Genomic DNA, 24,451 nt, shown 5'->3' on the forward strand with positions numbered 1-24,451 from the left:
ATCATGGGCTTGAATGTAGCACGCTCTTTTGACGCCAGGCTTTCAGGCGGTTCCGCCCACCGTGAGGCCGTCGATGCGCAGCGTTGGCTGGCCCACGCCCACCGGCACGCTCTGACCTTCTTTTCCGCACACGCCGACGCCGGTGTCCAGCTGCATATCGTTGCCAATCATGGTGACGCGGGTCAGGGCCTCGGGGCCGCTGCCGATGATGGTCGCACCCTTGACGGGGTACTGGATCTTGCCGTTCTCGACCCAGAAGGCCTCGCTTGCGGAGAACACAAACTTTCCGCTGGTGATATCCACCTGGCCGCCGCCGAAGTTGCTGGCGTAGATACCCTTCTTGATGCTGGCGATGATTTCCTGCGGGTCTTTGTCACCGCCCAACATATAGGTGTTGGTCATGCGGGGCATGGGCACATGGGCATAACTCTCACGTCGACCGTTGCCGGTGGGGGCCACCTTCATCAGGCGCGCATTCATCGCGTCCTGGATATAACCCTTCAAGATGCCGTCCTCGATCAGCACATTGCGCTGCGAGGCACAGCCCTCATCGTCCACATTCATGGAGCCACGGCGATCTGGCAAAGTGCCGTCGTCCAAGACCGTCACGCCCTTGGCCGCCACGCGCTGACCGATGCGGCCGGCAAAAGCGCTGGAGCCCTTGCGGTTGAAGTCGCCCTCCAGGCCATGGCCGATGGCCTCGTGCAAGAGCACGCCGGGCCAGCCTGGACCTAAGACCACGGTCATCTCGCCGGCCGGGGCGGGGCGCGATTCCAGATTGGTCAGGGCCGCCGTGACGGCTTGCTCAACATAGCTGGCGATCATCTCGTCGGTGAAGTAAGCCAGGCCGAAACGGCCACCGCCGCCACCCGAGCCCACCTCGCGACGGCCATTGCTCTCGGCGATCACGGTCACGCTCAGGCGCACCAGGGGGCGCACATCGGCGGCCAGGGTGCCGTCGGCACGCGCCACCAGCACGACTTCATGCTCGGCGGCCAGGCCGGCCATCACTTGCGCCACTCGCGGGTCCTTGGCGCGGGCCATGCGCTCGGTGCGTTCCAGCAAGGCCACCTTCTCGGCACTGTCCAGGCTGGCGATGGGGTCGTCCATGCCGTAGAGCGCGCGGCTGCCGGCCACGGTGCCGGTGCTGGGCACTTTGACCCGGCGGCTCTGGCCGGCGGCGGCGATGGAACGCACGGTCAGCGCGGCGTCCATGATGGCGGCCTCGGAAATATCGTCGGAATAGGCGAACGCGGTTTTCTCGCCCGTCACCGCGCGCACGCCCACACCTTGGTCGATGCTGAAGCTGCCGCTCTTGACGATGCCCTCTTCCAAGCTCCAGCCCTCGGCGCGGGTGGTCTGGAAGTAGAGATCGGCGTCGTCGACGCGATGCTCGGTGATCAGACGCAGGGCTTTGGTCAGCACCGCTTCGCCGAGGCCATAAGGCTCAAGCAATTGGCTACGGGCTGCTACCAGGCGGGCAAGTGTGGGTTCGCGCGAAATCATGGGCGCATTGTAGAAGCGCGGCCAAGACCTTGACTTCAGCTGGCGAAGGCCTTGGCCAGCGCATCAAACACCAGGCGTAGGCGAGGCGTGTCGCGCAGCTCCCGATGCGCCGTCAACCAAAGCGGAAGGGGTGGCGCCGGGATCTCGGGCAGCACCCGCAGCACATCCGCCTCGCGGGCCGCCAGAGCCTGCGGGCCGACCGCGATGCCCATGCCCGCGCGCATGCATTCCCAGGCCACTAACTGGTTGTCGCAGCGGAATCCAAAAAACTCCCGCCCGACCGGCAGGCCGGCCTGGGCAAAGCCACGCAGCATCAGGTCGGACTGGTCATAGCCCAACCACTGGTGCTCCAGCAGATTGCTCATCTCCGGTCGACCGTGGCGGGCGATGTAGTCGCGGTGGGCATAAAAGCCGATGGGCCAGTCGCCCAGCTTGCGCGCGACCAAGGTGGGCTGCTCGGGGCGGAACATGCGCAGGGCGATGTCGGCGCTGCGCTCCAACAGATTGGCCACCTGATCGCTGGCGACCAGCTCGATCTGAATCTCGGGGTATTGCTGCCGCAAGCCCAACAGCACCGGCGGCAGAAAGTGATGGCTGACCACCTCGCTGGCCGTCAAGCGCACCGTGCCGGCCAAGGACTGATCGCGTGCCGCCAGGCTCAGGCTCAGTTCACGGGCACTCTCACGCATGCGCTGGGCGGCGGGCAGCAGGGCTTCGCCGGCAGCGGTCAGGCGCAGGCCACGGGCGTGGCGCTCAAACAAACTCTGGCCCAGAGCCGCCTCCAGGGCCGCCAACTGGCGGCTCAGCGTGGGCTGGCTCTGCCCGAGCTGGGGCGCGGCCCGGTTCAGCGAACCGGCCTCGGCCAAGGCCAAGAACACCTGCAGCAAGGACCAATCCAGGGTTTGATTCATATCGTCATTATCAATTCATTGGCGCATAGCTGCGATTCAAAAACAGGTCTTCTGCATAGCTCCACCCTTGCGCACACTGCCGACATCCCTCGCTCAACAAGGCCTGCCATGACAGCAAAAACCGTCCTCATCCTCGGCGCCGCCGGCCGCCTGGGTCAAACCCTGGCCCTGGCCTTTGCCCAAGCGGGTTGGCGGGTACTGGCCCAGGCGCGCAAGCCTTTGCCCGCCGCACTCCTCAAACAGCCCCTGATCCAGGCCCTGCCCTGCGACGCGCTGGACAGCACCGTGATGCTGCACCTGGCAAGACAGGCCACCGCCGAGGTCCAGGTCCTGATCAATGCCTTAAACCCGCCCTACCACCGCTGGGACACGATGCTGCCACCCCTGGCCGCCAGCGCCCAGACGACGGCCCTGGCCCTGGGCGCCCTGCTGATGCTGCCCGGCAATGTGTATAACTTTGGCCGCGATCTGCCGGAACGATTGGACCTATCCACAGCCGAGCGGCCCGACACGCCCAAGGCCAAGGTTCGCATCGCGCTGGAGGCGCAGATGGCCGCAGCCGCGGCCCAGGGCCTGGACTCGGTGGTGCTGCGCGCCGGCGATTTCTTCGGGGGCTCAGGCCCCGGCACCTGGCTGGACATGGCCATGGCGAGCAAGCTGGACCAAAGCATCTTCGTCTATCCCGGCCCCTTGAACCTCGTCCATGCCTGGGCCTATCTGCCCGATCTGGCCCAGACTTTTGTGCGGGTGGCCGAGCGGCGGGCGCAACTGCGCGGCCATCATCGCTTTCACTTTGCCGGCCACGCGGTGGAGGGTCAGGTCTTGCTCTCGACGCTGGAGCAGCTCAGCGCTCGGCCACTGAAGCTGCGCAGTCTGCCCTGGGGCCTGATGAAGCTGGGCGGCCTGCTCATCCCCACCTGGCGTGCCGTCGCGGAAATGCGCTATCTCTGGGACAAGCCCCATCGCCTGATCGACACCGAATTGCGCGCCCTGATCGGCGAGCCGCCCCACACGCCCCTGGCTCAGGCCTTGCGGGACAGCATCCCGGCCCTGCAAACTGCGAGATTCGATCCAGCCCTCGATGTCAAGGTCAGCCCATGATTCACCGCGAACGTCTGTGCGCCAGTCTGGACGGCGATTTCGTCGTCTTCCTGATCGGCATGCGCATCAACAAGCCCTGGCTGCTGCACAAATGGTGGCCGGTGGCCCAGGCCATGCCGCGCATGTTGAAGGAGTTGCAAGACAAGCCCGAGCTGGGCCTGCTGCATTCCGACCTCTGGTTTTCGCGCACCACCCTGCTGGTGCAGTACTGGCGCTCCATGGACCAGCTGATGGCCTATGCCAAGAATCGCGAGAGCGAGCATTTGCCCGCCTGGGCCGCCTTCAACAAGGCGGTGGGTACCGACGGCACGGTGGGCATTTGGCACGAGACCTATGCCGTCGCGCCGGGCAGTTATGAAAACGTCTATCTCAATATGCCGGCCTTTGGCCTGGGTCGGGCCGGCCATTTGCAGCCGGCCAGCGGCGCGCGCAAATCGGCGGCCGGGCGCTTACGGGCCAATGCTTCAGAGCCTCATCAGTCTTCCTGATCTTCGCGCGCCTTTTTCTGCGCCAGGGCCAACTCATAGAGCTTGTTGCGCGGCGCGCCGCTGATCTCGGCGGCCAAGGAAACGGCCTGCTTGAGCGGCAGCTCGGCCGCCAGAATCTGCAGGGCGCGCAAGGCCTGCGCGGGTAAATCGCTGTCCGCCGCCGACTCCGCCTTCAAGGCATGCAGGACCAGCACAAACTCGCCGCGCTCTCGCTGGCTGTCTGCCGCCATCCAGGCCGGCAGCTCGGCGGCCGGGGCGGTGTAGACGGTTTCAAACTGTTTGGTCAGCTCGCGGCAGATCGTCACTTTTTGCAGCGGGCACAGCTCGCCCAAGAGCTCGATCAAGGCCTTGATGCGATGCGGCGCCTCGAACAAGACCTGGCTGCGCGGGCTGTTGCGCAAGGCCGAGAGCGCCGTGCGGCGCTCGGCCGTTTTGGTCGGCAGGAAGCCGGCAAACTCAAAACCTTGGGCCTGCACATCGCCCGCCACGCTCAGGGCGGTCACGGTGCTGCTGACGCCGGGCACGGGGAAGACGCGCAAGCCGGCCGCCGCCACCGCCGCCACCAGCACGGCGCCGGGGTCGGAGATGGCCGGTGTGCCCGCATCGCTGATATAGGCGATGCGCTCGCCCTGCTGCAGGCGCTGGATCAGGCCGACGCTGGCCTCGTGCTCGTTGTGCTGGTGCAGGGCGATCAAGGGCTTGTGCAGGCCCAGATGACGCAGCAGGCCGCCGCTGACCCGGGTGTCCTCGCAGGCCACGGCGTCCACCAGGCTCAGGACATGGGCGGCGCGGTAGGTCAGATCGGCCAGATTGCCAATCGGCGTGGCCAACACATAAAGTGTGGCGGCGGGATACTGCTGCGAGCCCGCGGCCGCCGCTGCGGCCTGCATCATCATCAAGGATGGGGTGTTGCCAACTATGTTGTTCAAGTGGAGGGCTTCCAGTACGTCTTCGTCATCCAAGAGCTTTGGCGAGGCGGCCGAAGAACGCGCCCTGCAATTCTTGCAGCAGCACGGTCTGCGCCTCGTGGAGCGCAATTATCGGGTCGCCGCCGGCCCGCGGGCACGCGCAGGTGAGGTGGACCTGATCATGCACGACACCGAAGGCACCCTCGTCTTCGTCGAGGTGCGCGCCCGCGCCGATGCCTCGCACGGCGGCGCGGCCGCCAGCGTGGGCGCCGCCAAGCAGCGCCGGCTGATCTACGCGGCCCAGCACTTTTTGCTGAAACAAGCCACACCACCGCCCTGCCGCTTTGATGTCATCGCCATCGAGGGCGAACAGATCGAATGGCTGCAAGCCGCATTCAATGCCGAATAAACCGTTACAGGCCGCGTCGGCAGGTCGATCAAGGGTTTGCCTGCAAGCCAAAGAACGTGTTCACGGCCCCAAAGAGGGCGCGCAAGTGCCTTTTCGGGATGGGATGCAAGGCGCGGCGCGCAGCCCATAGCCGAGCTATGGGCAAGTGCCGCAACGCCGCAGACCGCCCGAAAAGGCACTTGCCCTACGGGTTGAAACGAAATCGGGCGATTTGTCCACCCATCCCCTTGCATGGGCGAAAAGCCCATGCTGCAGGGCCTGGGCGGCCAACTCATCCCGATTGCGTTTCAACGCGCCCCCTTTGGGACCGTGAACACGTTCTATGATCCCGGCCCATGCTAGAGCAACGCATCCAACAACAATTCTTTGAAAGCGCCGACCTGCTGTACCAGGTGGCCGAAAACCTTTCACGCCCTTTGTCCAGCGCCGCGCATATGCTGATCGACGGCATCACCGGCGGTGGCCGCGTGCTGTGTTGCGGCCTGGGGCTGTCGGCCCTGGATGCGCAGTACATGGCGGCCCTGCTGGTGGGCCGCTTCGAGCAAGACCGACCCGGCCTCGCGGCCATGGCCCTGGATGGCCAAACCCATGGCTACACCCAGGAAGCGGCGCTCAGCCGCCAGGTGCAAGCCTTTGGCCACCCCGGCGATTTACTGATCGTGTTCGAGTCCCTGGCGGCCAATCTCTCGCACTGGGCCCCGGTGCTGGAGGCCGCCCACGGCCAGGACATGAGCGTGATCGCCATCACCGGCAGCACGCAAGACGAGTTGCGCGGCCTGCTGCGCGACACCGATGTGCAGATCCGCGTCCCCCACACCCGCAGTGCCCGCGTGGCCGAGGCCCAGCGCCTGCTGGCCCATTGCCTGTGCGACGCGGTCGATTTGCAGTTGCTGGGCGAAGCGGACGAATAAATTTGTAAAGCGCAGTTTTGATCTATTTTTGTTGAAGCACGACTTCACCCACAGGACCAGCATGAGCAAGCCAGTTTTGAACCACCGTCAATCGACTTCCATCACTTCAAGCTTTGGCGCCCTGCCCCGCCTGGCCTTGCTCAGCGCCGTGCTGCTGGGCGGCCTGCTGAACACCGCCTGCGCGCCCCTGGTCATAGGCGGCGCCATGGTGGGCGGTGCGATGGTGGCCACGGATAGACGCACCTCGGGCATCCAGGTCGAAGACGAAGGCATCGAGTACAAAGCCGCAGCCCGGGTGCGCGAACACTTTGGCCTCAACACCCACGTCAATATCAATAGCTATAACCGCCTGGTGCTGATCACCGGCGAGGTGGCCAGCGAGGCCGATCGCGGCAAGCTGGAAACCTTGGTCACGGGCGTGGAAAACGTGCGCACCGTGCTCAATGAGACGGCCGTCATGCCTGCCAGTTCCATCGGTAGCCGTTCCAACGATGTGTTGATCGCCACCAAGGTCAAGGCCCAGTTCGTCGACGCCAAAGACCTGCTGTCCAACGCCTTTTACGTGGTGGTGGAGCGTGAGGTGGTCTATCTGATGGGCCGCGTCACCGAACGCGAGGCCACCCGCGCGACCGAGCTGGCACGCGGCGTCAGCGGCGTGAAGAAGGTGGTGCGCGCGTTCGAAATCATCAGCGAAGAAGAGCTGGCGCGGATCACGCCTCAAGCCAAGAAGTAAGTGCGGCTTGGGCTGCGCCCGCTCATTTCAGACGTTTGATGAGACTGGACGTATCCCAACGCCGCCCGCCCATGGCCTGCACATCGGCATAGAACTGGTCGACCACGGCCGTCACCGGCAGGCGGGCGCCGTTGCGGCGAGCCTCGTCCAGCACCAGGCCCAGGTCCTTGCGCATCCAGTCGACGGCAAAGCCGAAGTCGAACTTGCCGTCCACCATGGTCTTGCCGCGGTTGTCCATCTGCCAGCTCTGGGCCGCGCCCTTGCCGATCACGTCCAGCACCTGCTTCATGTCCAGACCGGCCTTGTCGCCAAAGGCGATCGCCTCCGCCAGACCTTGCACCAGGCCGGCGATGCAGATTTGATTGACCATCTTGGCCAGCTGGCCGGCGCCCGATTCACCAACCAAGGTCACGGCCTTGGAGAAGGCCAGGGCCACCGGGCGAATCGATTCAAACGCAGCCGCCTCGCCGCCGCACATCACGGTTAGGGCGCCGTTGACCGCCCCGGCCTGACCGCCCGACACCGGGGCGTCAACAAAGTGCAGGCCAAGCGCCTTGGCTTGCGCAAACAGCTCGCGCGCCACCTCGGCCGAGGCCGTGGTGTGGTCCACAAACACGGCACCGGACTTCATGCCGGCAAAAGCACCCTGCTCGCCCAGCACCACGGAGCGCAGATCATCGTCATTACCCACGCAGGCGAACACGATATCGGCGCCTGCGGCCGCGGCCGCCGGTGTTATCGCCGTCTGGCCGCCAAACTCCTGGGCCCAGGCCTGGGCCTTGGCCGCCGTGCGGTTGTAAACCGTCACCGCATGGCCCGCGCGAGCCAGATGGCCGGCCATGGGAAAGCCCATCACGCCCAGGCCAAGAAAGGCGACTTTGCGGGCGGGAAGGCTGTCGTACATGCGTTCGGCAACGCTGGAATTAGGGGCTTGGCTCATGGCGGGGTCTCAAAGAATGGTGAAGTGCTCGGTGCCCGAGGATAGATCACCCGAGCGTGCCCGCTCGCTATTGAGCTTGATCTGCAGGCGCAAATCATTGACCGAATCGGCATTGCGCAGCGCGTCCTCGTAAGTGACCTTGCCCATCTCGTAGAGGTCGAACAAGGCCTGGTCAAAGGTCTGCATGCCTTGCTCGCGTGAGCGCTTCATGATTTCTTTGATCTCGCCCACCTCGCCCTTGAAGATCAGGTCGGACACCAGGGGCGTGTTGAGCATGATCTCCACCGCCGCCACCCGGCCCTTGCCCTCGCGGCGCGGCAAGAGGCGCTGCGAAATCAGGGCGCGCAGATTGAGGGACAAGTCCATCAGCAGCTGGGCGCGGCGCTCCTCGGGGAAGAAGTTGATGATGCGGTCCAGCGCCTGGTTGGCGCTATTGGCGTGCAGGGTGGCCATGCACAGATGGCCGGTCTCGGCAAAGGACACGGCATGCTCCATGGTCTCGCGATCCCGCAACTCGCCCATCAGGATCACATCGGGCGCCTGGCGCAGGGAGTTCTTCAGCGCGGTCTCCCAGTTATCGGTATCGATGCCGACTTCGCGCTGGGTGACGATGCAATTCTTGTGCGGGTGGACGAACTCCACCGGGTCTTCGATGGTGATGATGTGGCCGTAAGTCGTCTCGTTGCGCTCGTCGATCATGGCAGCCAGCGAGGTGCTCTTGCCCGAACCGGTGGCGCCCACCACGATGATGAGGCCGCGCTTGAACTGCACCACCTCACGCAGAATGGGCGGCAGGTCCAAGGAGGCGATGCTGGGCAGGGTGGCCGGAATGGTCCGCAACACCAGGCCCACACAGCCCTGCTGCAAAAAGGCGTTCACCCGGAAGCGACCAATGCCTTGCGGCGAGATGGCGAAATTGCATTCCTTGTGGCGCTCGAACTCGGCCGCCTGCTTGTCATTCATGATGGCCCGCGCCAACTGCAAGGTGTGCTGGCTGCTGAGCGGCTGGGGCGAGACCTTGGTCACCTTGCCATCGACCTTGATGGCGGGCGGGAACTCGGCCGTCAGGAACAAGTCCGAGCCCTTGCGCGACACCATCAATCGCAAGAGGTCGTTGATGAACTTGGTGGCCTGATCACGTTCCATATCTGTCCTTGCGCTGGGGCGGTGCAATCTAAAGCGCTGACTTTAAGCGCAAGAGAAAACCGGCATCAGGGGAAAAGGCGGGGGACAGGCTGTTTTACCTCGGAAAATTTTGCCGTCACTCACGTGGCTGCGCCACATGAGTGACGTCGAACTTCCCAGGCTAGCCTGGGAAGTTCTCAGGAAACTTCGCCTTGGCCCGAGCTTCCGCCGGGGAGATGATGTTGCGGCGGACCAGATCGGTGAGGTTCTGGTCCAGGGTCTGCATGCCCTGGTTATTGCCCGTCTGGATGGCGGAATACATCTGCGCCACCTTGTTCTCACGGATCAGATTGCGGATGGCGGAGTTGCCCAACATGATTTCATGCGCCGCCACCCGGCCCGAGCCGTCCTTGAGCTTGCAAAGCGTCTGCGAGATCACTGCCACCAAGGACTCCGAGACCATGGCCCGCACCATTTCTTTTTCGGCCGCGGGGAAGACGTCGACGATACGGTCCACCGTCTTGGCGGCCGAGGAGGTGTGCAGGGTGCCGAAGACCAAATGGCCCGTTTCGGCGGCAGTCAGGGCCAGGCGAATGGTTTCCAGGTCACGCATTTCACCCACCAGCACCGCGTCCGGGTCCTCACGCAGAGCGGACTTGAGCGCATTGGCGAAGCTCATGGTGTGCGGGCCGACCTCACGCTGGTTGATCAGGCTCTTTTTAGACTCGTGGACGAATTCGATCGGGTCCTCGATGGTCAGGATGTGGCCATACTCGTTCTCGTTCAGATGGTTGACCATGCCGGCCAAGGTGGTGGACTTGCCCGAGCCGGTGGGCCCCGTCACCAACACCAGGCCGCGCGGGCGCAGGGCCAGCTCGGCAAAGATCTTGGGCGCGTTCAGCTGCTCCAGCGACAGGATCTTGCTGGGAATGGTGCGGAACACCGCGCCCGCACCGCGGTTCTGATTGAAGGCATTGACCCGGAAACGGGCCAGGCCCTGGATCTCGAAGGAGAAGTCAACCTCCAGCGACTCCTCGTAAATCTTGCGCTGGGAGTCGTTCATGATGTCGTACACCATGTCATGCACCTGGCGGTGCTCCAGCGCGTCCACATTGATGCGGCGCACATCGCCGTTGACCCGGATCATCGGGGGCAAACCGGCGGAGAGGTGCAAGTCCGAGGCCTTGTTCTTAACCGAGAATGCAAGCAGTTGGGTGATGTCCATGGGTGAGGGGCTTCATCAGTAGAAATAGCTAGAGGCGGGCCATTATGGCGACGATCGCAAACAAGATTCAAGAACAACACGGCCGTATCGAAAAGGCCTGCGCGGCAGTTGGCCGCCCCGCGCAAAGCGTCACATTGCTGGTGGTGAGCAAGACCTTTCCCGGCAGCGCGGTGCGCGAAGCCCATGCGGCCGGCGAGCGCCGCTTTGGCGAAAACTATGTGCAGGAAGGCCTGGACAAGATCGCCGAGCTGGCCGATTTGCGCGCCGAGCTGGAATGGCATCTGATCGGCCCCTTGCAAAGCAATAAGACCAAGCCGGTGGCGCAACACTTCGACTGGGTCCACAGCGTAGATAGGCTCAAGATCGCCCAGCGTCTCTCGGAGCAACGCCCGCCCGCGCTGCCGCCGCTGAACATCTGCCTGCAGGTCAATATCAGTGGCGAGGCGAGCAAGAGCGGCGTCAGCGCGGCCGAGCTGCCCGACCTGGCCCAGGCCGTCGCGGCCCTGCCGAATCTGCGCCTGCGCGGCTTGATGGCCGTGCCCGAGCCGGCCGCTGACTTCGAGACTCAGCGCCAGCCGCATCGCGCCCTGGCCGCTCTGCTGGAAGAGCTGCGCCGGCAACTGAAGGGGCAAGACCTGACCCTGGACACCTTGTCCATGGGCATGAGTGCCGATCTGGAGGCGGCCATTGCCGAAGGCGCCAACATGGTCAGGGTGGGCTCGGCCATCTTCGGCGCCCGCACTTATCCACAGGCCTCCTGAGCGGCAGCGCAGATCTGCTCGGGTCGGAATTGCCCCCGCCTGCTCCGGTCGCGGCGCAGGCCCTTGCGCATAATGGCCGCATGAAGCCCTGGCCCGCCCTTTGTATCCTGACCTTGACCCTGCTGAGCCAGGCCGCTCTTGCAGCCCCTGCCGCCCCAGCCAAGGTCGAGGACAGCATCGCTCAGCGCGCCCAGGCCTGCACGCTCTGCCACGGCAAGCAGGGTCGGGCGGCAGCCGACGGCTACTACCCGCGCCTGGCGGGCAAGCCCCAGGGCTACCTCTACAAGCAGCTGCTCAATTTCCGCGATGGCCGCCGCCACTACGGCTTGATGAGCGATCTGCTCGATCCCTTGAGCGATGCCTATCTGCAAGAACTGGCCGCTTACTTCGCCGGGCTGGAACTACCCTACCCACCAGCGCAAACCCCCAGCCTGCCGGCCGCGGCCTTGGCACGCGGCCGCCAGCTGGTGTTGCATGGCGATGCGGCGCGCAAGCTGCCCGCCTGCGTGCAATGCCATGGCGAGCAGCTAACGGGCGTGCAGCCCTTCATCCCCGGTTTGCTCAGCTTGCCGCGTGACTATCTGAACGGCCAGATGGGGGCCTGGCGCAGCGGCCAACGCCAGGCCGTGGCGCCGGACTGCATGGCCCAAATCGCCAAGACCCTGAAGGAAGACGAGATCAATGCCATCAGCCAATGGCTGGCTTCCCAAGCCCTGCCCCCGGGCGCCAAGCCCGCCCAGGCCTTGCCCGCGGCTCTGCCCCTGGACTGCGGCGGGCTCAAACCATGAGCTGGCTCAAACTCAGCCTGCTACTCGGCGCTGGCCTGCTGGGCGCGGCAGCCACCCTGCTGGCGCTCAATCGTCTGGATGAAGGCACGCCCACCAGCGCCTCGCCCAACCCCGCCCTGGATCAAGCCCAGAGCGTGGAACGCGGCGCCTATCTGGCCCGCGCCGGCAATTGCATGGGCTGCCACACCCAGCGCGGCGGCACACCCTATGCCGGCGGCCGCGCCATTCCCACCCCGTTTGGCAGCGTGTTTGCACCCAATCTGACCCCAAGCAAAACGCAAGGCCTGGGCGATTGGAGCGCCGATGATTTCTGGCGCGCCTTGCACAACGGCCGCAGCCGGGACGGCCGCCTGCTCAGCCCCGCATTTCCCTACAACAACTACAGCCTGGTGACCCGCGCCGATGCTGACGCGCTCTACGCCTATCTGCGCAGCCTGCCGCCCTCGGATCAGCCCAATCGCGCCCACGAACTGCGCTTCCCCTACAACACCCAGCTCGCGCTGGCGGCCTGGCGAGCGCTTTACTTCCGCCCGGCGGTTTATCAGGCAGACCCGCGCCAGTCCGCGCAGTGGAACCGAGGCGCCTACCTGAGCCAGGGCCTTGGGCACTGCAACGCCTGCCATGCGCCGCGCAACAGCCTGGGCGCCGTCAGCGGCGCCGAGGATTTCTCTGGCGGCATGCTGGACGCCCTGGCCTGGTACGCCCCTTCGCTGCAGGACCCGCAGGAAGCCAGCGTGGTCTCTTGGAGCCCACAAGCCCTGCGCCAGTGGCTGAAAAGCGGCCGCAACGAACACAGCAGCGCCCTGGGCCCCATGGGCGAGGTGATTCTGGGCAGCACCCAGCATCTGAGCGAACCCGATCTGGACGCCATGGCCCTTTATCTGCAGAGCCTGCCGCAACGCGCCCTCCCGCAGCCCGAAGTGCGTCGCCCGGAGCTGGCCTTGCGTGAGCGCGGCGCCAAGCTCTACGACACACATTGCGCCAGCTGCCACGGCGACGCGGGCCAAGGCTCACCCGGCGCCTACCCAGCCCTGGCCGGCAACCGGACCGTGACCATGGCCACGCCGGCCAATCTGCTGCGCATCATCCAGCGCGGCGGCTTTGCACCGGCCACGGCCGGCAACCCGCGCCCCTACGGTATGCCGCCTTTCGCCGGCGTGTTGGACGATGCTGAACTCGCCGCCCTGGCGAGTTATTTGCGCAGTGCCTGGGGCAACCAAGCCCAGGGCCCCAGCGATGTGCGTCCCATGGATGTGCTGCAGCTGAAGAGCCAGCGGGTGGACTAAGAATTTCTAAGCCCCCAAATCCGCCGTTCTGGACTCGGCGCGGGACTTCGGGGTAAACCATTAGCCCAGCGGTACGCCATCGTTTGCGCGCTGCGCGCCAGGCTTTCTCTCCCCGCGAACAGGGGTTTTTTCGCCTGCCTTCATGCGCAATTGTTCACGCGACCCGCAGGCCTGGGCCGCCCAGACTCGCCCTTAGCTCCGACACTTGCCCGCAGCGCAGAAGGCCCTGGCCTTCGCGCCGATTCAAGCGGGTCCAAGCAGAAAGAGTAGCGCATGCAGATCGTCCCAACGCATGACGAAATAACAGGCCAAAAAAGCGGTCTGTTCTCGCTCAAGTTCAGCCGGACCCAAGCCGAAACTGTTACAGGCCCCGTACCACGCCCGGGCTCAAACTCACCTCGAGTCGCGCAGCGTCTGCGCAGCCCAGAGCGTGATCACAAGATGAAATGTTGAGGAGGATCCTTCCCCATGAAGCTTTTGACAGACTTGCGCATTGGCCAACGATTGGCCGTGAGCTTCGGCCTGATGATTGTGTTGCTGATCGCCATCGGCAGCTACGGTGCCCTGACGGCCAGCCACCTCGCCAAAGACTTGGACCGCACGGCCAACTCCAGCCTGGTCAAGATTGCCGCGGCCAATGCGCTGGACAGCAATGTCAACATCATCGCGCGCGCCTCCCGTGACCTGCTGCTGTTGGACGAAGCGCGCCAGATCAAAAAGCAGAATGCGGCCATCGCCGCGGCCGGCCAGGACAGCGAGAAGCAACTCAGCAGCCTGGAAGCCGCCCTGGACACGCCCAAGGAGAAGGAGCTGATCACCCAGGTGCGCGAGCGTGAGGCCAAATTCCTCGCCGCCGTCGGCAAGTTCCAAAAGATTCAGCAAGACGGCAGCCCGGATGAAGCACGCGAAAGCCTGATCACCGATGTGCGCCCGGCCCAGCAAGCCTATCAAGACGGGCTCAAAAGCCTGGTCGATCTGCAATTCGACAGCGCTCGTGAACTGGCCGTCTCCGGCGGCGAGCTGGCCCGCAACTCGGTGCTGCTGACCGCCGGCCTGGTGCTGGTGGCGGTGGTGATTGGCGTGGGTGGCGGCTATGTGATCTCGCGCTCCATCGTGCTGCCGGCCCGCCGCGCCCGCGAAGCCGCCGAGTCCATCAGCGCCGGCGACCTGACCCTGGCCATCCAGGCCGATGGCACGGACGAACTCAGCCAGATGCTGCGCGCCATGCAAGACATGCAAAGCGCCCTTTCCGGCGTGGTCAACAGCGTCAGCAATGCCGCCGGTGAGGTGGCGCAGAACTCCTCTGCTATTGCGCAGAGCAATGTCAATCTGTCGGACCGCACCTCGCGCTCGGCCGCCAGCCTGCAAAACACCGCCGCCTCGGTGGAACAGATCGCCGCCAATCTGCATGGCGCCAGCGACCTGACCCGCCGCGCGGCCGGCATCGCCACCAAGGCCCGCCAATCGGCCTCGGCCGGCGGAGCGGTGGTGGCCAAGGTGGTGGACACCATGGAAGAGATCAGCGCCAGCTCGCGCAAGATCGGCGACATCATCGGCGTGATCGACGGCATCGCCTTCCAGACCAATATCCTGGCCCTGAATGCTGCCGTCGAAGCGGCCCGCGCCGGTGAGCATGGCCGCGGCTTCGCCGTCGTGGCCTCCGAGGTGCGCGCCCTGGCCTCGCGCTCGGCCGCTGCGGCCAAGGAAATCAAGGTGCTGATTCAGGAGTCCTCGGTCAAGGTCGAGAACGGCACCTCCCTGGTCAACAACGCCGGCGTCACCATCCGCAGCGTGGTGGACGAAGTCAACAATATGGGCCAGCTGATCGAAGAGATCTCGCACTCGGCGCAAGAGCAAGCGGCCGGTGTGGGCGTGGTCAACAACGCCATGAACGAGTTGGACCGCACCACCCAGCAGAACACCACCCTGGTCGACGAACTGGGCCGCTCCACCGACGCGCTGAAGTCCAGTTCTTCGCGCCTGCTGGATGCGGTGGGCTTCTTCCGCTCAACCAGCAAGGCCTATTGATTCGCCAGCGCTCCCAGATTCCAGCCCCCTTCTCAACGATTCAGACCAGCTTCACTCCCCCTGGAGGCCATTTATGCAAACCAAGACTTTCGCTCCCTCCTCGTTGCTGCGCGCCGCCGGCCTCTTCTGTGCCGCCATGACCCTCGCGGTGGCGGCTCACGCCACGCCCAAGGTGATCAAAAAAGTGCCGCCGGAATTCCCGCGCGAAGCCGCTCAGCAATCCATTTCCAGCGGTGTCGTCAAGGCCAAGATGTCCATCGATGCCGATGGCAAGGTCACCGGCGTCGACATCCTGGAAGCCGAACCACGCCGCGTCTTCGACAAGGCCGTCACCCGCGCCCTGATGGACTGGCGCTTTGAAGCATCCGGGGAAAAGCAGACCCACGAAGTGAAACTCGTCTTCAAGAACGAGGATTGATCGCGCAGGACCATGATGTCCCGCTCAGCCCCGCCACGCAGACCGCTGCAGCGGGGCTATTTGCTTTTTGGGCCCTGCTTGAGAGCAAAAACTGGAGCAAAGGTTGGAGGGCAGAAGCCTCCTCGGACAAGCCGTGCTTCAGAGCACCACCACCGCTCCGGCGGCGGCCATCAAGAGGATGACGAGCAGCATCAGCTTATGGCGCGTCTTCAAATGAGTCAGGGCTTGGGTCATCGCAGTCTCCTAGCCACTCGGATCGCGGGGTGGCTTGATTTTTCGCATGCTGAGGCAAGCGGCTTGACGAATCAAGAGGAGCTTCCCCAGCACCCCCTGATTCAGAGCTTCTCAAGTTTGGCTGGCGCTGACCGAAGTTTGATAAACCTCTGCTGCAATGAGTGCGCTCCACCATGGCCGATGTTCCCGCTATGACCCTGCCCGAACTGGAGGCCGCCCTCGACGCCATGGTGCACGAGCGCTACAACCAGGCCGAAAGCGATGAGGAAGCCGACGGCATGGCCCTGGCGGCTCAGGACTTGGAGTATCTGCAGACCCGCATCCGCTGCCTGGAGGCCTCGCTCAGCGCGGCCAATAACGAGGTCGCCTGGATCGCCCCAGCCGCCCGGCCAACACCGGCCCAGGCCCTGCGCCGCATCAAGGCCATCTGTGGCCGTTTCCCCGATCTTTACAGCGCCATGCTGGTGGTCGTCGCCACCCACCCCGCGGTCTCACGCGATATGTTGGCCATGGCGGTCAAGCAGTTCCGCAAAGACACCGAGGCCTTGAGCCCGGAGGACGTCAAAAGCCTGCTGGTCAGCATCGTCAACGGCGGCAACCAAGCTTTTGATGCCATTTTGCGCACCCGCAAAAACGGCGACCGCAAATCCGCCGCAATTCCATGGGCTAAGGACTGAGAGAGGACCGAGGGCAAGCCCTGCGGCTTGCACGACGCCTCTCGAAGGACGCCCCGCATGCAAGCGGGGCGGCTGAGCTCGGACACAAACTCCGGAAGGAGTTTGTGCCTAGCGAAGGCCAATCCGCGATACAAGCGGATTGGCTGAGGGAGGACCGAGGCCCCCCAAAAAAGAATCAACGCCCAGCCGCGTTCTGCGCCGAGCTCTGAGCCTGAGTCTTGCCCCTCTTGAGCCCCTGCTGCTGCTGCCCCGGCGCGCTAGCCACCGTCTGGCTGTGCTCGGGCGGGCGCATGCTACCCAGCCAGGCCTGCATAGCCATACCCGCCACCAGCAGCACCAAGGCCGCCAGCAACCAACTCGGCCACCGCCGCCCGCTGCTACGGCCTCGGATGCGCTCCCGCCGTGGCGCGGGCACCAGCAAGGTATGGGTGGGCGGCAGCTTCTTGGCCTTGCTGCGCAGCACATGCACCGCCTTTTTCTGGCCCTTGGCATCCACCGTCATCTCAAAGCTCAAGGCCTCGCCCAGGGCCGGCGCCACACCATCGGCCGGAAACGCCGAGGCATGGACAAACAAGGCCTGCCCGCCCTGGGCCGGCGCGATGGCGCCAAAGCCCCGTTCATAGTTCCAATCCTGTAGCGTGCCCTCGAAGCGCATGATTCCCTCTCGCCTGCCCATGAGCGGCGCGACCTTTGTTGGTGAAATGAGGCCGCTGCACAAGCCCAGTTTGCTGCCATCCCTGATGTGGCTTGCCTGACGGAGAAAGCGGGCGGCGTTGGCGACCCAAAAGCCAATCGATCGGTACGCAGCGGATTTCGCCAACAGGCGGCATCATCTTGCCCCAGGCTATCAAGGTACTTGCAACAAGCTGTAAGCCCTGACCCCCTAGTTCATGGGAGACGCCCGCACAGCTGATTACAAACTCGCTGCGCCCCTGGCAGCCAGGCTTGCCAGCCTGGCGCAAGCCGCAAGCGCCCTTGTCAGGGACAATAGCCAATTTTTGCAGCGCGGCCCCCGCCGCGCGAGAGAGCACAAGACGATGGCCATCCACTGGTTCCCCGGGCATATGAATTCCACCCGGAACGCGATCAACGATCGCATGAAGGCCGGGCTTGATGTGGTGATCGAAATGCTGGACGCCCGCTGCCCAGGCTCCAGCGCCAACCCGCTGCTGGCCCAGCTGACCCAGGGCAAGCCCACGCTCAAGCTGCTGAACAAGCAAGACATCGCCGACCCCGAGCGCACGGCCCTGTGGCTGGCACATTACAACGCCCTGCCCGACACCCGCGCCATCGGCCTGGACGCCAGCGTCAAGGCCCCGGCGCAAGCCCTGATCAAGGCCTGCCGTGAGCTGGCGCCCTTGCGCGGCGGCATGGTCAAGCCGGTGCGGGTGCTGATCTGCGGCATCCCCAATGTAGGCAAATCCACCCTGATCAATACCTTGCTGTCCAAGCGCGCCGCCAAAACCGGCGACGAGCCCGGCATCACCAAGGTCGAGCAAAAGCTGGTGCTGGAGAACGACTTCTACCTCTTCGACACCCCCGGCATGCTGTGGCCGCGCATTGCCGTGGAAGAAAGCGGCTACAACCTTGCCGCGAGCGGCGCCATCGGCCGCAACGCCTTTGACGAAGAGGAAGTGGCACTGGAGCTGATCGCCTATCTGCGTGACAACTACGCCGGCCTGATCGAGGCCCGCTACAAGCTCAGCGACATCGCCGGCCTGGGCGATGAAGAGCTGCTCACCGCCATCGGCAAAAAGCGCGGCGCCATGCTCAGCGGCGGCCGGGTCAATCTGCAGAAGGCGGCCGAGGTCTTGATCTACGAATTCCGCCAGAACATTCTGGGCCGCATCACCTTGGAAACGCCGGAAGAGTTTCTGCGCTGGCAGGCTGCGGCCGATCTGATCGAGGCCGAGCGCAAGGCCAAGGCCGGCAAGGGCAAGAAGAAAAAGGCCAAGCAGCCCAGTCGGGACGCGCAAGGTACGGAAGAAGTGTCAGAGGCCGACGAGGCCTTCAGCGAAGAAGCGGACGCTGAAGCCGAACACAAGCCCGACTGAGCCGCCACAGGCAAGCACGGCTCAGGGCCAGATGGCCCGCAGCAATTCCGCCAGGCGGGCGCCGGCCTTGATCATTTGTTCGCGCTGCAAGGCCTCACGCCTGGCCTTGTAGTCGGCCGGGGCCGTGGCCCTCCACACGCCCGTGGCATCGCGGGGCGCAAAGCTCAAGACGCTCAGGGCGGGCTGGCCGGCCAGCAAGGTGTCCGTGGCCCAGGCCTCGGGCCAGCTCTGCGGGCTACCCGGCGTGGCGGGCACTTGGGCGGCGGCCGCCGCACCCTCGCCCGCCAGCAAGCGGGTGGCCAGGCTGCCCGGCACACCATCCCACAAGGCATGGAGCTTGGAGCCCTTCAGCAAAATGGTGTTGGCACCCTTGGTGCTGGACTTGGGATCAAACACCCCCACGTCCGGATTCAGCACCTGGCCGCTCGCATCCAGATAGACCGACAGCACATGCATGGGCTGGTGCAGATCACCCAGATAGTGGCTGAGCAGGCGCAGCGCTTCCTTCTTGCTGGCGATATGGAAGGGCGCGGGTGCAGCCTCGTCACGCAGCACCGCCACACAGGCCTGGATGGCGGCGACCAGATCATGGTCGCTGGTGCCGACCAGGCCGCGGGCATAGCGGGTCTGGGTCGTCGCCACATCGGTGTAGTGGTAGGACTTGTGGCGGCAGACCTCGTCACTGGAGTTGGCATAGCAATGCGTGGCATTGCGGCGCACAAAGGCTTCCATGGCGGCCTGGCTGGCCGGGTTCTCGTAGTAAGTGCATTCCGGGTAAGGCCCGGAGCCATCGTAAACAAAGGGCGCACCCGGCTTGGCCTGGCCCACGCCCTTGGCGCAATCGGCCCAGACGGCCGCCGTCTGCAGATTGGAGCCCAGAATGCTGCGCACCCGCACGGCCGCCGGGCTGCCACGCAAGAGTTGATCGGCAATGCCGCCCACCGTCTGATGGCCCAGCGGCCCAAAAGCGTCCGCAGGCAAGGCCGCCAGCAGCAAGAGCGGGAGCAAAATCAAACAAAGCTTTGGACGCATATCGGCCTCCCATGGGATGCCTGGACAGCATAGAGCCAAGATCCGTCGGCGCCTCTCCCTACTTCGGCTATGCCGCCGCCAGGCCCAGCATTTGCCGGGCCTGCGCCGGGCTGGCCACCACACGGCCCGCCCGCTCGGCGCAGGCCGCCAGGGCCTCAATCATTGGCCCATTGCCGCTGGCACGGCTGCCGTCCGGCAGGTAGAAGCTGTCTTCCAAACCGGTGCGCAACATGCCGCCCAAGTCCGCCGTGCGCTGATGCAAAGGCCAGATCTCCTGGCGGCCAATCAAGGTGCTTTGCCACAGCGCGCCGTCCACCATATAGCGCGGCAGCAAAGCCAGCAGATCGGCGTCCAGCGGCATGCCCGAGGCCACGCCCATCACCAGGTTGTACTCGGGGCGCCCCATCAAGGCTGGCTTGAACAAGCCGTTTTTCACGTACATGGCGACCGAGCGGACGATGCCCACATCAAAGCACTCGAACTCCGGGTGCACGCCGCACTCCTCCATCACTGCCAAAAAGGCCGCGACCTTGGCGACCGGGTTGTCGAAGACCATGGGCGGCCAGGCCCAGCTGCCGTCGTCCTTGAGCTTGAGGTAGTTGAGGCTGCCAGCATTGCAGGCGGCGATCTCGGGCCGCACCCGGCGTATGCACTCGGCGGGGCCACTGATGTCGGCTCCGATCACGCCGGTCGTGAGGTTGATGATGACGCCGGGGCAGGCGGCGCGAATGGCGGTGATCACGGCCTCGGCCACGTCCGGGTCCCAGCTGGGCAGATGGCCCAGACCCGCTTCTTGCCGACGCAGATGCACGTGCATGACGGAGGCCCCGGCGTTAAAGGCATCGCGGGCCTCGGCCGCCATCTGGGCCGGCGTCACCGGCACCGGGTGTTGCTGCGGGTTGGTCAGCACACCGGTCAGGGCGCAGCTGAGGATGGCCATGTCTGCGGCTTGACTCATGCCGACGCTCCCTGTTGTTCATCATCGTCCAGTTCCACCAGCAAGGCCTGCGCCGCCACGGCCGCACCGACGCTGGCATGCACGCAGCGGACCCGACCGGCACGGCCGGCCGTCAGCCACATTTCCATCTTCATCGCTTCCACGCTCAGCAAGGGCTGATCCTTGGTCACCGCTTGGCCCGGCTTGACCAGCAGTTGTGCGACGACGCCCGCCACCGGCGCGCGGGCGAAGGCGGGGTCTGCATCATCGGCTTGCTCTGGATAGGCCGAGGCCTCCGCAAAAGTCCAATTGGCGGCCTCGCGGCTCAAGGTGATTTCTTGGCCTTGTAGCCATGCAATGCAGTGGCGCTGCACACCGTTCAAGCGCACGATATGGCGGCCTTGCGCGTCAGGCCCCAAAGACTCAAAGCTGTGTCGCTCGCCCGCCAGCTCCAGGCTCGCTTTCAAGCCCTGGGCGCTGACCGTGATGCGGCGTTCCTCCTCCCCACAGCGCAGGCTCAGCGCATAGCTCGCCAGGCCGGGCGACCGCGCGCCCACCGGCCCCTGGGCCAGGGCCAGCAAGCCGGCGGCCACCAGCCAATCCTGGTCTTCGGGTTTTGGCGACTCCAACAAGGCCGCGCCCTGCTCGGCCCAAACATCCAGGCTGCGCGTGTCCAGGCGGGCGGCGCCGAAGTCGGGGTGCAAGAGCAGATCCCGCAAGAAGCGACCGTTATTGTTCAAGCCCAGCAGGGGCGAATCGGCCAGGGCTGCGGCCAGGCGCTGGATGGCGTCCTGGCGGTCGCGGCCATGGACGATGAGCTTGGCCAGCATCGCGTCGTAAAAAGGCCTGACCTCACCGCCTTCGCGAATGCCATCATCCACCCGCAAGCCGGCCTGTTGCGCCAAATGCGGCCGCCACCAGCGGATGGGGCCGGTCTGCGGCGCAAAGGCTTCGGGCTTGGAATAGGGATCTTCGGCATAAAGCCGAACTTCGATGGCATGGCCGCTGAAGCGAACCTCGTCCTGGCGCAGGGGCAAGGCCTGGCCCGCCGCCACCCGCAGCTGCCAGGCCACCAGGTCCAGGCCGGTGATCATCTCGGTGACCGGATGCTCCACCTGCAAGCGGGTGTTCATCTCCAAAAAGTAGTGCTGGCCCTGAGCATCCAGCATGAACTCCACCGTGCCCGCACCCACATAACTCACGGCCTGAGCGGCCGCCACCGCATCGCGGCCCATGGCCTCGCGTCGGGCTTCAGTCAGCACCGGCGAGGGTGCCTCCTCGATCACCTTTTGCCGCCGCCGCTGCGTCGTGCAATCGCGCTCGCCCAGATGGATGCAAGCGCCTTGGCTGTCGGCAAAGATCTGGATCTCGATATGCCGGCCGCCCGCGATCAGGCGCTCCAGCATCAGGGTGCCATCGCCAAAAGCGCTCTGCGCCTCGCGCCGGGCGCTGGCCAGGGCGGCCAGCAATTGGCTCTCGTCTTGCACCACCCGCATGCCGCGCCCGCCGCCACCCGCCACCGCCTTGACCAGCAGCGGGAAGCCCAGGCGCAGGGCCCGTTCCTGCAGAATGGCCTCGTCCTGTTGCTCACCCAGATAGCCGGGCACGCAAGGCACACCGGCCGCCAGCATGCGGCGCTTGGCCTCGGCCTTGCTGCCCATGGCCGCCATGCTGGCCGGGCTCGGGCCTATGAAGACCAGGCCAGCGTCCACGCAAGCCTGGGCGAAGTCGGGCCGCTCCGACAAAAAGCCATAGCCGGGGTGGATCGCGTCGGCCCCCGTGGCCTGCGCTGCCGCCAACAGGGCATCGATATTCAGATAAGACTGCTCGGCCGGCGCCGGGCCCAAACGGCAAGCTTGATCGGCCAAGCTCAGATGGGGCGAGTTCGCGTCGGCATCGCTGTAGACAGCGACGGTTTGAAACCCGAGTTGACGCGCTGTTCGTATGACCCGACAAGCGATCTCACCCCGATTGGCAATCAGAATCTTGCTGAACTTCATGCCGGGCTCCAGCGCGGCTTGCGCCTTTCCACAAAGGCCGCCACGCCCTCTAGCCCCTCGCTGCCCAGGGCCGCCTGAGCGAAGAGCTGGGCCGCTTGCTCGACCAGATCGGCGCGTGGCTGAGCCAAGGCCAGCAAGGCCTTGCTGGCCGCCAGAGCCCGAGGGGCGCATTGCAAGATCTCACGCACATGCTGAGCAATCGCCGCCTCCAGCTGAGCGCTGGCGTAGAGCTTGTGAACCAGGCCCAGTTCCTGGGCCTCTTGCGCCCCCACCCGCGCCCCCGTCACCGCCAAACGCCGGGCCTGCGAGACGCCCAAACGCTCGATCAGAAAAGGCGCGATCTGCGCAGGGATCAAACCCAGGGCCGTTTCGGGCAGGCGGAACTGCACCGTCTCGCTGGCCAAGACCAGATCGGCCACGCAGGCCAAGCCAAAGCCGCCGCCCATTACCGAACCTTCCAGCACCGCCACCGTCGCCAAGCCGCTGCGCGCAAAGTCCTGGCAGAGGTAGCCAAAGCTGGCGTTGGCCTCGGCCAAGGGCGCGGGGCCCTGCTCGGCCGCAAGCGCACGCGCCTGGCTCATATCGGCCAGATCGGCTCCGGCGCAGAAATGCCCGCCCGCGCCGCGCAGCACGATCACCCGCACGACGCCGCCCGCCTCGGCCTCGGCCAAGGCCCGCCTCAGCTCGGCCACCATGCGCTGGCTCAGAGCGTTACGCAGGCTTGGGCGATTAAAGATGAGGTGCAGCACGGCCGCGCCCAACTGGGCATCGGCCGCCAAGCTCAGGTCTTGATACGCATCGTCAAAGGCCATCAATGCGCTCCCTTGGGCAAGGTGCCTTCCAGCTTGCAGATGATGCCCAGCATGACCTCGTCCGCGCCGCCGCCGATGGAGACCAGGCGGCCGTCGCGGTAGGCTTGAGAAATGGGATTGTCCCAGGTGAAGCCCATGCCGCCCCAGTACTGCAGGCAGGCGTCCGAGACCTCGCGGATCAGGCGGCCGCATTTGAGTTTGGCCATGGAGGCCAGCTTGAGCACCTCACGGCCGGCGATGTATTGCTCCACCGCCGAGTAGGTCAGGGCGCGCAAGGCCTCGACCTCGGTGCGCAACTCGGCCAGGCGGAAGTGCACGACCTGGTTGTCCAGAATGCTTTTGCCAAAGGCCTGGCGCTGGCGGGTGTAGTCGATGGTGAGGTCGATCAGGCGGTCCATATTGCGCAGCGAGGAGGCCGCGCCCCATAGCCGCTCTTCCTGGAACTGCATCATCTGGAACTGAAAGCCCAGGCCTTCTTGGCCGATCAAGTTGCGCTTGGGCACGCGCACATTGTCAAAAAAGAGCTGGGCCGTGTCCGAGGCATCCATGCCGATTTTGTGGATCTTCTGTCGGCTGATGCCGGGCGCGTCCATGGGCACGACGATCAGGCTTTTGTTGCGATGCACCGGCCCCTCGCTGGTATTGGCCAGCAGGCAGCACCAGTCGGCCTGCATGCCATTGGTGATCCACATCTTGCTACCGTTGATCAGGTAGTCATCGCCATCACTGACAGCGCGGGTCTTGACCGCCGCCACGTCCGAGCCACCGCCCGCCTCGCTAACGCCCAAGCAGCCCACCAAATCACCGGCGATGGAGGGTGTGAGGAACTCGCGCCGCAACTCGTCCGTGCCAAAGCGGGCCAGGGCCGGCGTGCACATATCCGTCTGCACGCCTATGGCCATGGGCACGCCGGCGCAGGCGCACATGCCCAAAGCCTCGGCCATCACCATGGAGTAGCTGAAGTCCAGGCCCGCCCCACCAAACTCGGCCGGGTACTTGAGCCCCAGCAAGCCCAGATCACCCAGCTTCTTGAACACCTCGTGGGCCGGAAACTGCTCGGCTTTTTCCCAGGCGGGCACATGGGGGTTGAGTTCTTTCTCGACGAATTTGACAACCGTGTCGTAGAGCGCTGTGTGTTCGGGGCTGAGCATCATGATGGGCTTTTGT

The 24,451-nt window shown here is 65.0% G+C and carries 24 protein-coding genes; 12 read left to right on the forward strand and 12 right to left on the reverse strand.

Translation table 11 applies throughout. The annotated features are described in order from the left end of the window. Positions 1 to 42 precede the first annotated feature (42 nt). A complete protein-coding gene (gene tldD, locus DBR47_RS19665; protein ID WP_124453255.1) occupies positions 43 to 1,506 on the reverse strand; it encodes a metalloprotease TldD in 1,464 nt (487 codons plus the stop codon). 35 nt (positions 1,507 to 1,541) lie between these two features. Next, positions 1,542 to 2,417, reverse strand: coding sequence for a LysR family transcriptional regulator (locus DBR47_RS19670; RefSeq protein WP_124453257.1), 876 nt, complete (start codon positions 2,415 to 2,417; stop codon positions 1,542 to 1,544). A gap of 108 nt (positions 2,418 to 2,525) precedes the next feature. Here DBR47_RS19670 and DBR47_RS19675 point away from each other — a divergent pair, with 108 nt between their 5' ends. Next, the gene (locus tag DBR47_RS19675) at positions 2,526 to 3,518 is read left to right on the forward strand and encodes an NAD-dependent epimerase/dehydratase family protein (RefSeq protein WP_124453259.1); all 993 of its coding nucleotides are present in this window, start codon (positions 2,526 to 2,528) and stop codon (positions 3,516 to 3,518) included. Further along, positions 3,515 to 4,006: a DUF4188 domain-containing protein gene (locus DBR47_RS19680; protein ID WP_124453261.1), complete on the forward strand. Its 492-nt coding sequence runs from the start codon at positions 3,515 to 3,517 to the stop codon at positions 4,004 to 4,006. Before DBR47_RS19675 ends, DBR47_RS19680 begins: the two co-directional genes overlap by 4 nt. On the opposite strand, the gene rsmI is transcribed toward DBR47_RS19680, so the two are convergent. Beyond that, positions 3,994 to 4,902 (reverse strand): 16S rRNA (cytidine(1402)-2'-O)-methyltransferase, encoded by a 909-nt coding sequence (gene rsmI, locus DBR47_RS19685; RefSeq protein WP_124453586.1) that lies wholly within the window; start codon positions 4,900 to 4,902, stop codon positions 3,994 to 3,996. The two genes, DBR47_RS19680 and rsmI, sit on opposite strands and share 13 nt — an antisense overlap. A gap of 22 nt (positions 4,903 to 4,924) precedes the next feature. Here rsmI and DBR47_RS19690 point away from each other — a divergent pair, with 22 nt between their 5' ends. The 3 genes from DBR47_RS19690 to DBR47_RS19700 all read left to right on the forward strand — a co-directional run bounded on the left by DBR47_RS19690 (position 4,925) and on the right by DBR47_RS19700 (position 6,967). Further along, entirely contained in the window at positions 4,925 to 5,323 is a 399-nt protein-coding gene (locus DBR47_RS19690) for a YraN family protein (protein ID WP_124453263.1), read from the forward strand. 335 nt (positions 5,324 to 5,658) lie between these two features. Then, positions 5,659 to 6,234 carry an SIS domain-containing protein gene (locus DBR47_RS19695; RefSeq protein ID WP_124453265.1) on the forward strand — a complete coding sequence of 192 codons (576 nt, stop codon included), beginning with the start codon at positions 5,659 to 5,661 and terminating at the stop codon, positions 6,232 to 6,234. 61 nt (positions 6,235 to 6,295) lie between these two features. Then, positions 6,296 to 6,967 carry a BON domain-containing protein gene (locus DBR47_RS19700; protein ID WP_124453267.1) on the forward strand — a complete coding sequence of 224 codons (672 nt, stop codon included), beginning with the start codon at positions 6,296 to 6,298 and terminating at the stop codon, positions 6,965 to 6,967. Between the two features lie 22 nt (positions 6,968 to 6,989). Here the strand turns inward: DBR47_RS19700 and DBR47_RS19705 are convergent, their stop codons facing one another. From DBR47_RS19705 to DBR47_RS19715, 3 genes are all read right to left on the reverse strand, one after another. Next, positions 6,990 to 7,907, reverse strand: coding sequence for an NAD(P)-dependent oxidoreductase (locus DBR47_RS19705; RefSeq protein WP_124453269.1), 918 nt, complete (start codon positions 7,905 to 7,907; stop codon positions 6,990 to 6,992). Between the two features lie 9 nt (positions 7,908 to 7,916). After that, complete coding sequence (locus DBR47_RS19710) at positions 7,917 to 9,053, reverse strand: PilT/PilU family type 4a pilus ATPase (RefSeq protein ID WP_124453271.1); 1,137 nt, start codon at positions 9,051 to 9,053, stop codon at positions 7,917 to 7,919. A 160-nt stretch (positions 9,054 to 9,213) separates the two neighbouring features. Further along, a complete protein-coding gene (locus tag DBR47_RS19715; RefSeq protein ID WP_124453273.1) occupies positions 9,214 to 10,257 on the reverse strand; it encodes a type IV pilus twitching motility protein PilT in 1,044 nt (347 codons plus the stop codon). Positions 10,258 to 10,301: 44 nt separating this feature from the next. On the opposite strand from DBR47_RS19715, the gene DBR47_RS19720 reads away from it, so the two are divergent. The 6 genes from DBR47_RS19720 (at position 10,302) to DBR47_RS19745 (ending at position 16,449) form a co-directional block, all read left to right on the forward strand. Continuing rightward, complete coding sequence (locus DBR47_RS19720; RefSeq protein ID WP_124453275.1) at positions 10,302 to 11,018, forward strand: YggS family pyridoxal phosphate-dependent enzyme; 717 nt, start codon at positions 10,302 to 10,304, stop codon at positions 11,016 to 11,018. Between the two features lie 80 nt (positions 11,019 to 11,098). Beyond that, the gene (locus DBR47_RS19725; protein ID WP_197047174.1) at positions 11,099 to 11,806 is read left to right on the forward strand and encodes a c-type cytochrome; all 708 of its coding nucleotides are present in this window, start codon (positions 11,099 to 11,101) and stop codon (positions 11,804 to 11,806) included. Continuing rightward, entirely contained in the window at positions 11,803 to 13,092 is a 1,290-nt protein-coding gene (locus tag DBR47_RS19730) for a cytochrome c (protein WP_124453279.1), read from the forward strand. Before DBR47_RS19725 ends, DBR47_RS19730 begins: the two co-directional genes overlap by 4 nt. Positions 13,093 to 13,560: 468 nt before the next feature. Beyond that, entirely contained in the window at positions 13,561 to 15,120 is a 1,560-nt protein-coding gene (locus DBR47_RS19735; RefSeq protein ID WP_124453281.1) for a methyl-accepting chemotaxis protein, read from the forward strand. Positions 15,121 to 15,223: 103 nt separating this feature from the next. Beyond that, the gene (locus tag DBR47_RS19740) at positions 15,224 to 15,538 is read left to right on the forward strand and encodes a TonB family protein (RefSeq protein ID WP_197047175.1); all 315 of its coding nucleotides are present in this window, start codon (positions 15,224 to 15,226) and stop codon (positions 15,536 to 15,538) included. Between the two features lie 407 nt (positions 15,539 to 15,945). Then, entirely contained in the window at positions 15,946 to 16,449 is a 504-nt protein-coding gene (locus tag DBR47_RS19745; protein ID WP_124453285.1) for a hypothetical protein, read from the forward strand. Positions 16,450 to 16,624: 175 nt separating this feature from the next. Here DBR47_RS19745 and DBR47_RS19750 read toward each other — a convergent pair whose 3' ends face one another. Next, a complete protein-coding gene (locus tag DBR47_RS19750; protein WP_124453287.1) occupies positions 16,625 to 17,104 on the reverse strand; it encodes a cold-shock protein in 480 nt (159 codons plus the stop codon). A 382-nt stretch (positions 17,105 to 17,486) separates the two neighbouring features. Here DBR47_RS19750 and ylqF point away from each other — a divergent pair, with 382 nt between their 5' ends. Further along, positions 17,487 to 18,503, forward strand: coding sequence for a ribosome biogenesis GTPase YlqF (ylqF, locus tag DBR47_RS19755; RefSeq protein ID WP_124453290.1), 1,017 nt, complete (start codon positions 17,487 to 17,489; stop codon positions 18,501 to 18,503). A 21-nt stretch (positions 18,504 to 18,524) separates the two neighbouring features. Here ylqF and DBR47_RS19760 read toward each other — a convergent pair whose 3' ends face one another. From DBR47_RS19760 to DBR47_RS19780, 5 genes are all read right to left on the reverse strand, one after another. Then, complete coding sequence (locus tag DBR47_RS19760) at positions 18,525 to 19,535, reverse strand: S1/P1 nuclease (protein ID WP_124453292.1); 1,011 nt, start codon at positions 19,533 to 19,535, stop codon at positions 18,525 to 18,527. A 67-nt stretch (positions 19,536 to 19,602) separates the two neighbouring features. Next, positions 19,603 to 20,493: a 3-keto-5-aminohexanoate cleavage protein gene (locus DBR47_RS19765; RefSeq protein WP_124453294.1), complete on the reverse strand. Its 891-nt coding sequence runs from the start codon at positions 20,491 to 20,493 to the stop codon at positions 19,603 to 19,605. Then, a complete protein-coding gene (locus DBR47_RS19770; protein ID WP_124453296.1) occupies positions 20,490 to 22,472 on the reverse strand; it encodes a biotin carboxylase N-terminal domain-containing protein in 1,983 nt (660 codons plus the stop codon). Before DBR47_RS19770 ends, DBR47_RS19765 begins: the two co-directional genes overlap by 4 nt. Then, the gene (locus DBR47_RS19775) at positions 22,469 to 23,284 is read right to left on the reverse strand and encodes an enoyl-CoA hydratase/isomerase family protein (RefSeq protein ID WP_124453298.1); all 816 of its coding nucleotides are present in this window, start codon (positions 23,282 to 23,284) and stop codon (positions 22,469 to 22,471) included. Before DBR47_RS19775 ends, DBR47_RS19770 begins: the two co-directional genes overlap by 4 nt. Next, positions 23,284 to 24,438 (reverse strand): acyl-CoA dehydrogenase family protein, encoded by a 1,155-nt coding sequence (locus DBR47_RS19780; RefSeq protein ID WP_124453300.1) that lies wholly within the window; start codon positions 24,436 to 24,438, stop codon positions 23,284 to 23,286. The genes DBR47_RS19775 and DBR47_RS19780 overlap by 1 nt, the downstream gene beginning before the upstream one ends. Positions 24,439 to 24,451: the final 13 nt, after the last annotated feature.

The sequence above is a fragment of the Paucibacter sp. KBW04 genome, assembly GCF_003852425.1.
In the GTDB taxonomy this organism is placed as follows: domain Bacteria; phylum Pseudomonadota; class Gammaproteobacteria; order Burkholderiales; family Burkholderiaceae_C; genus Paucibacter_A.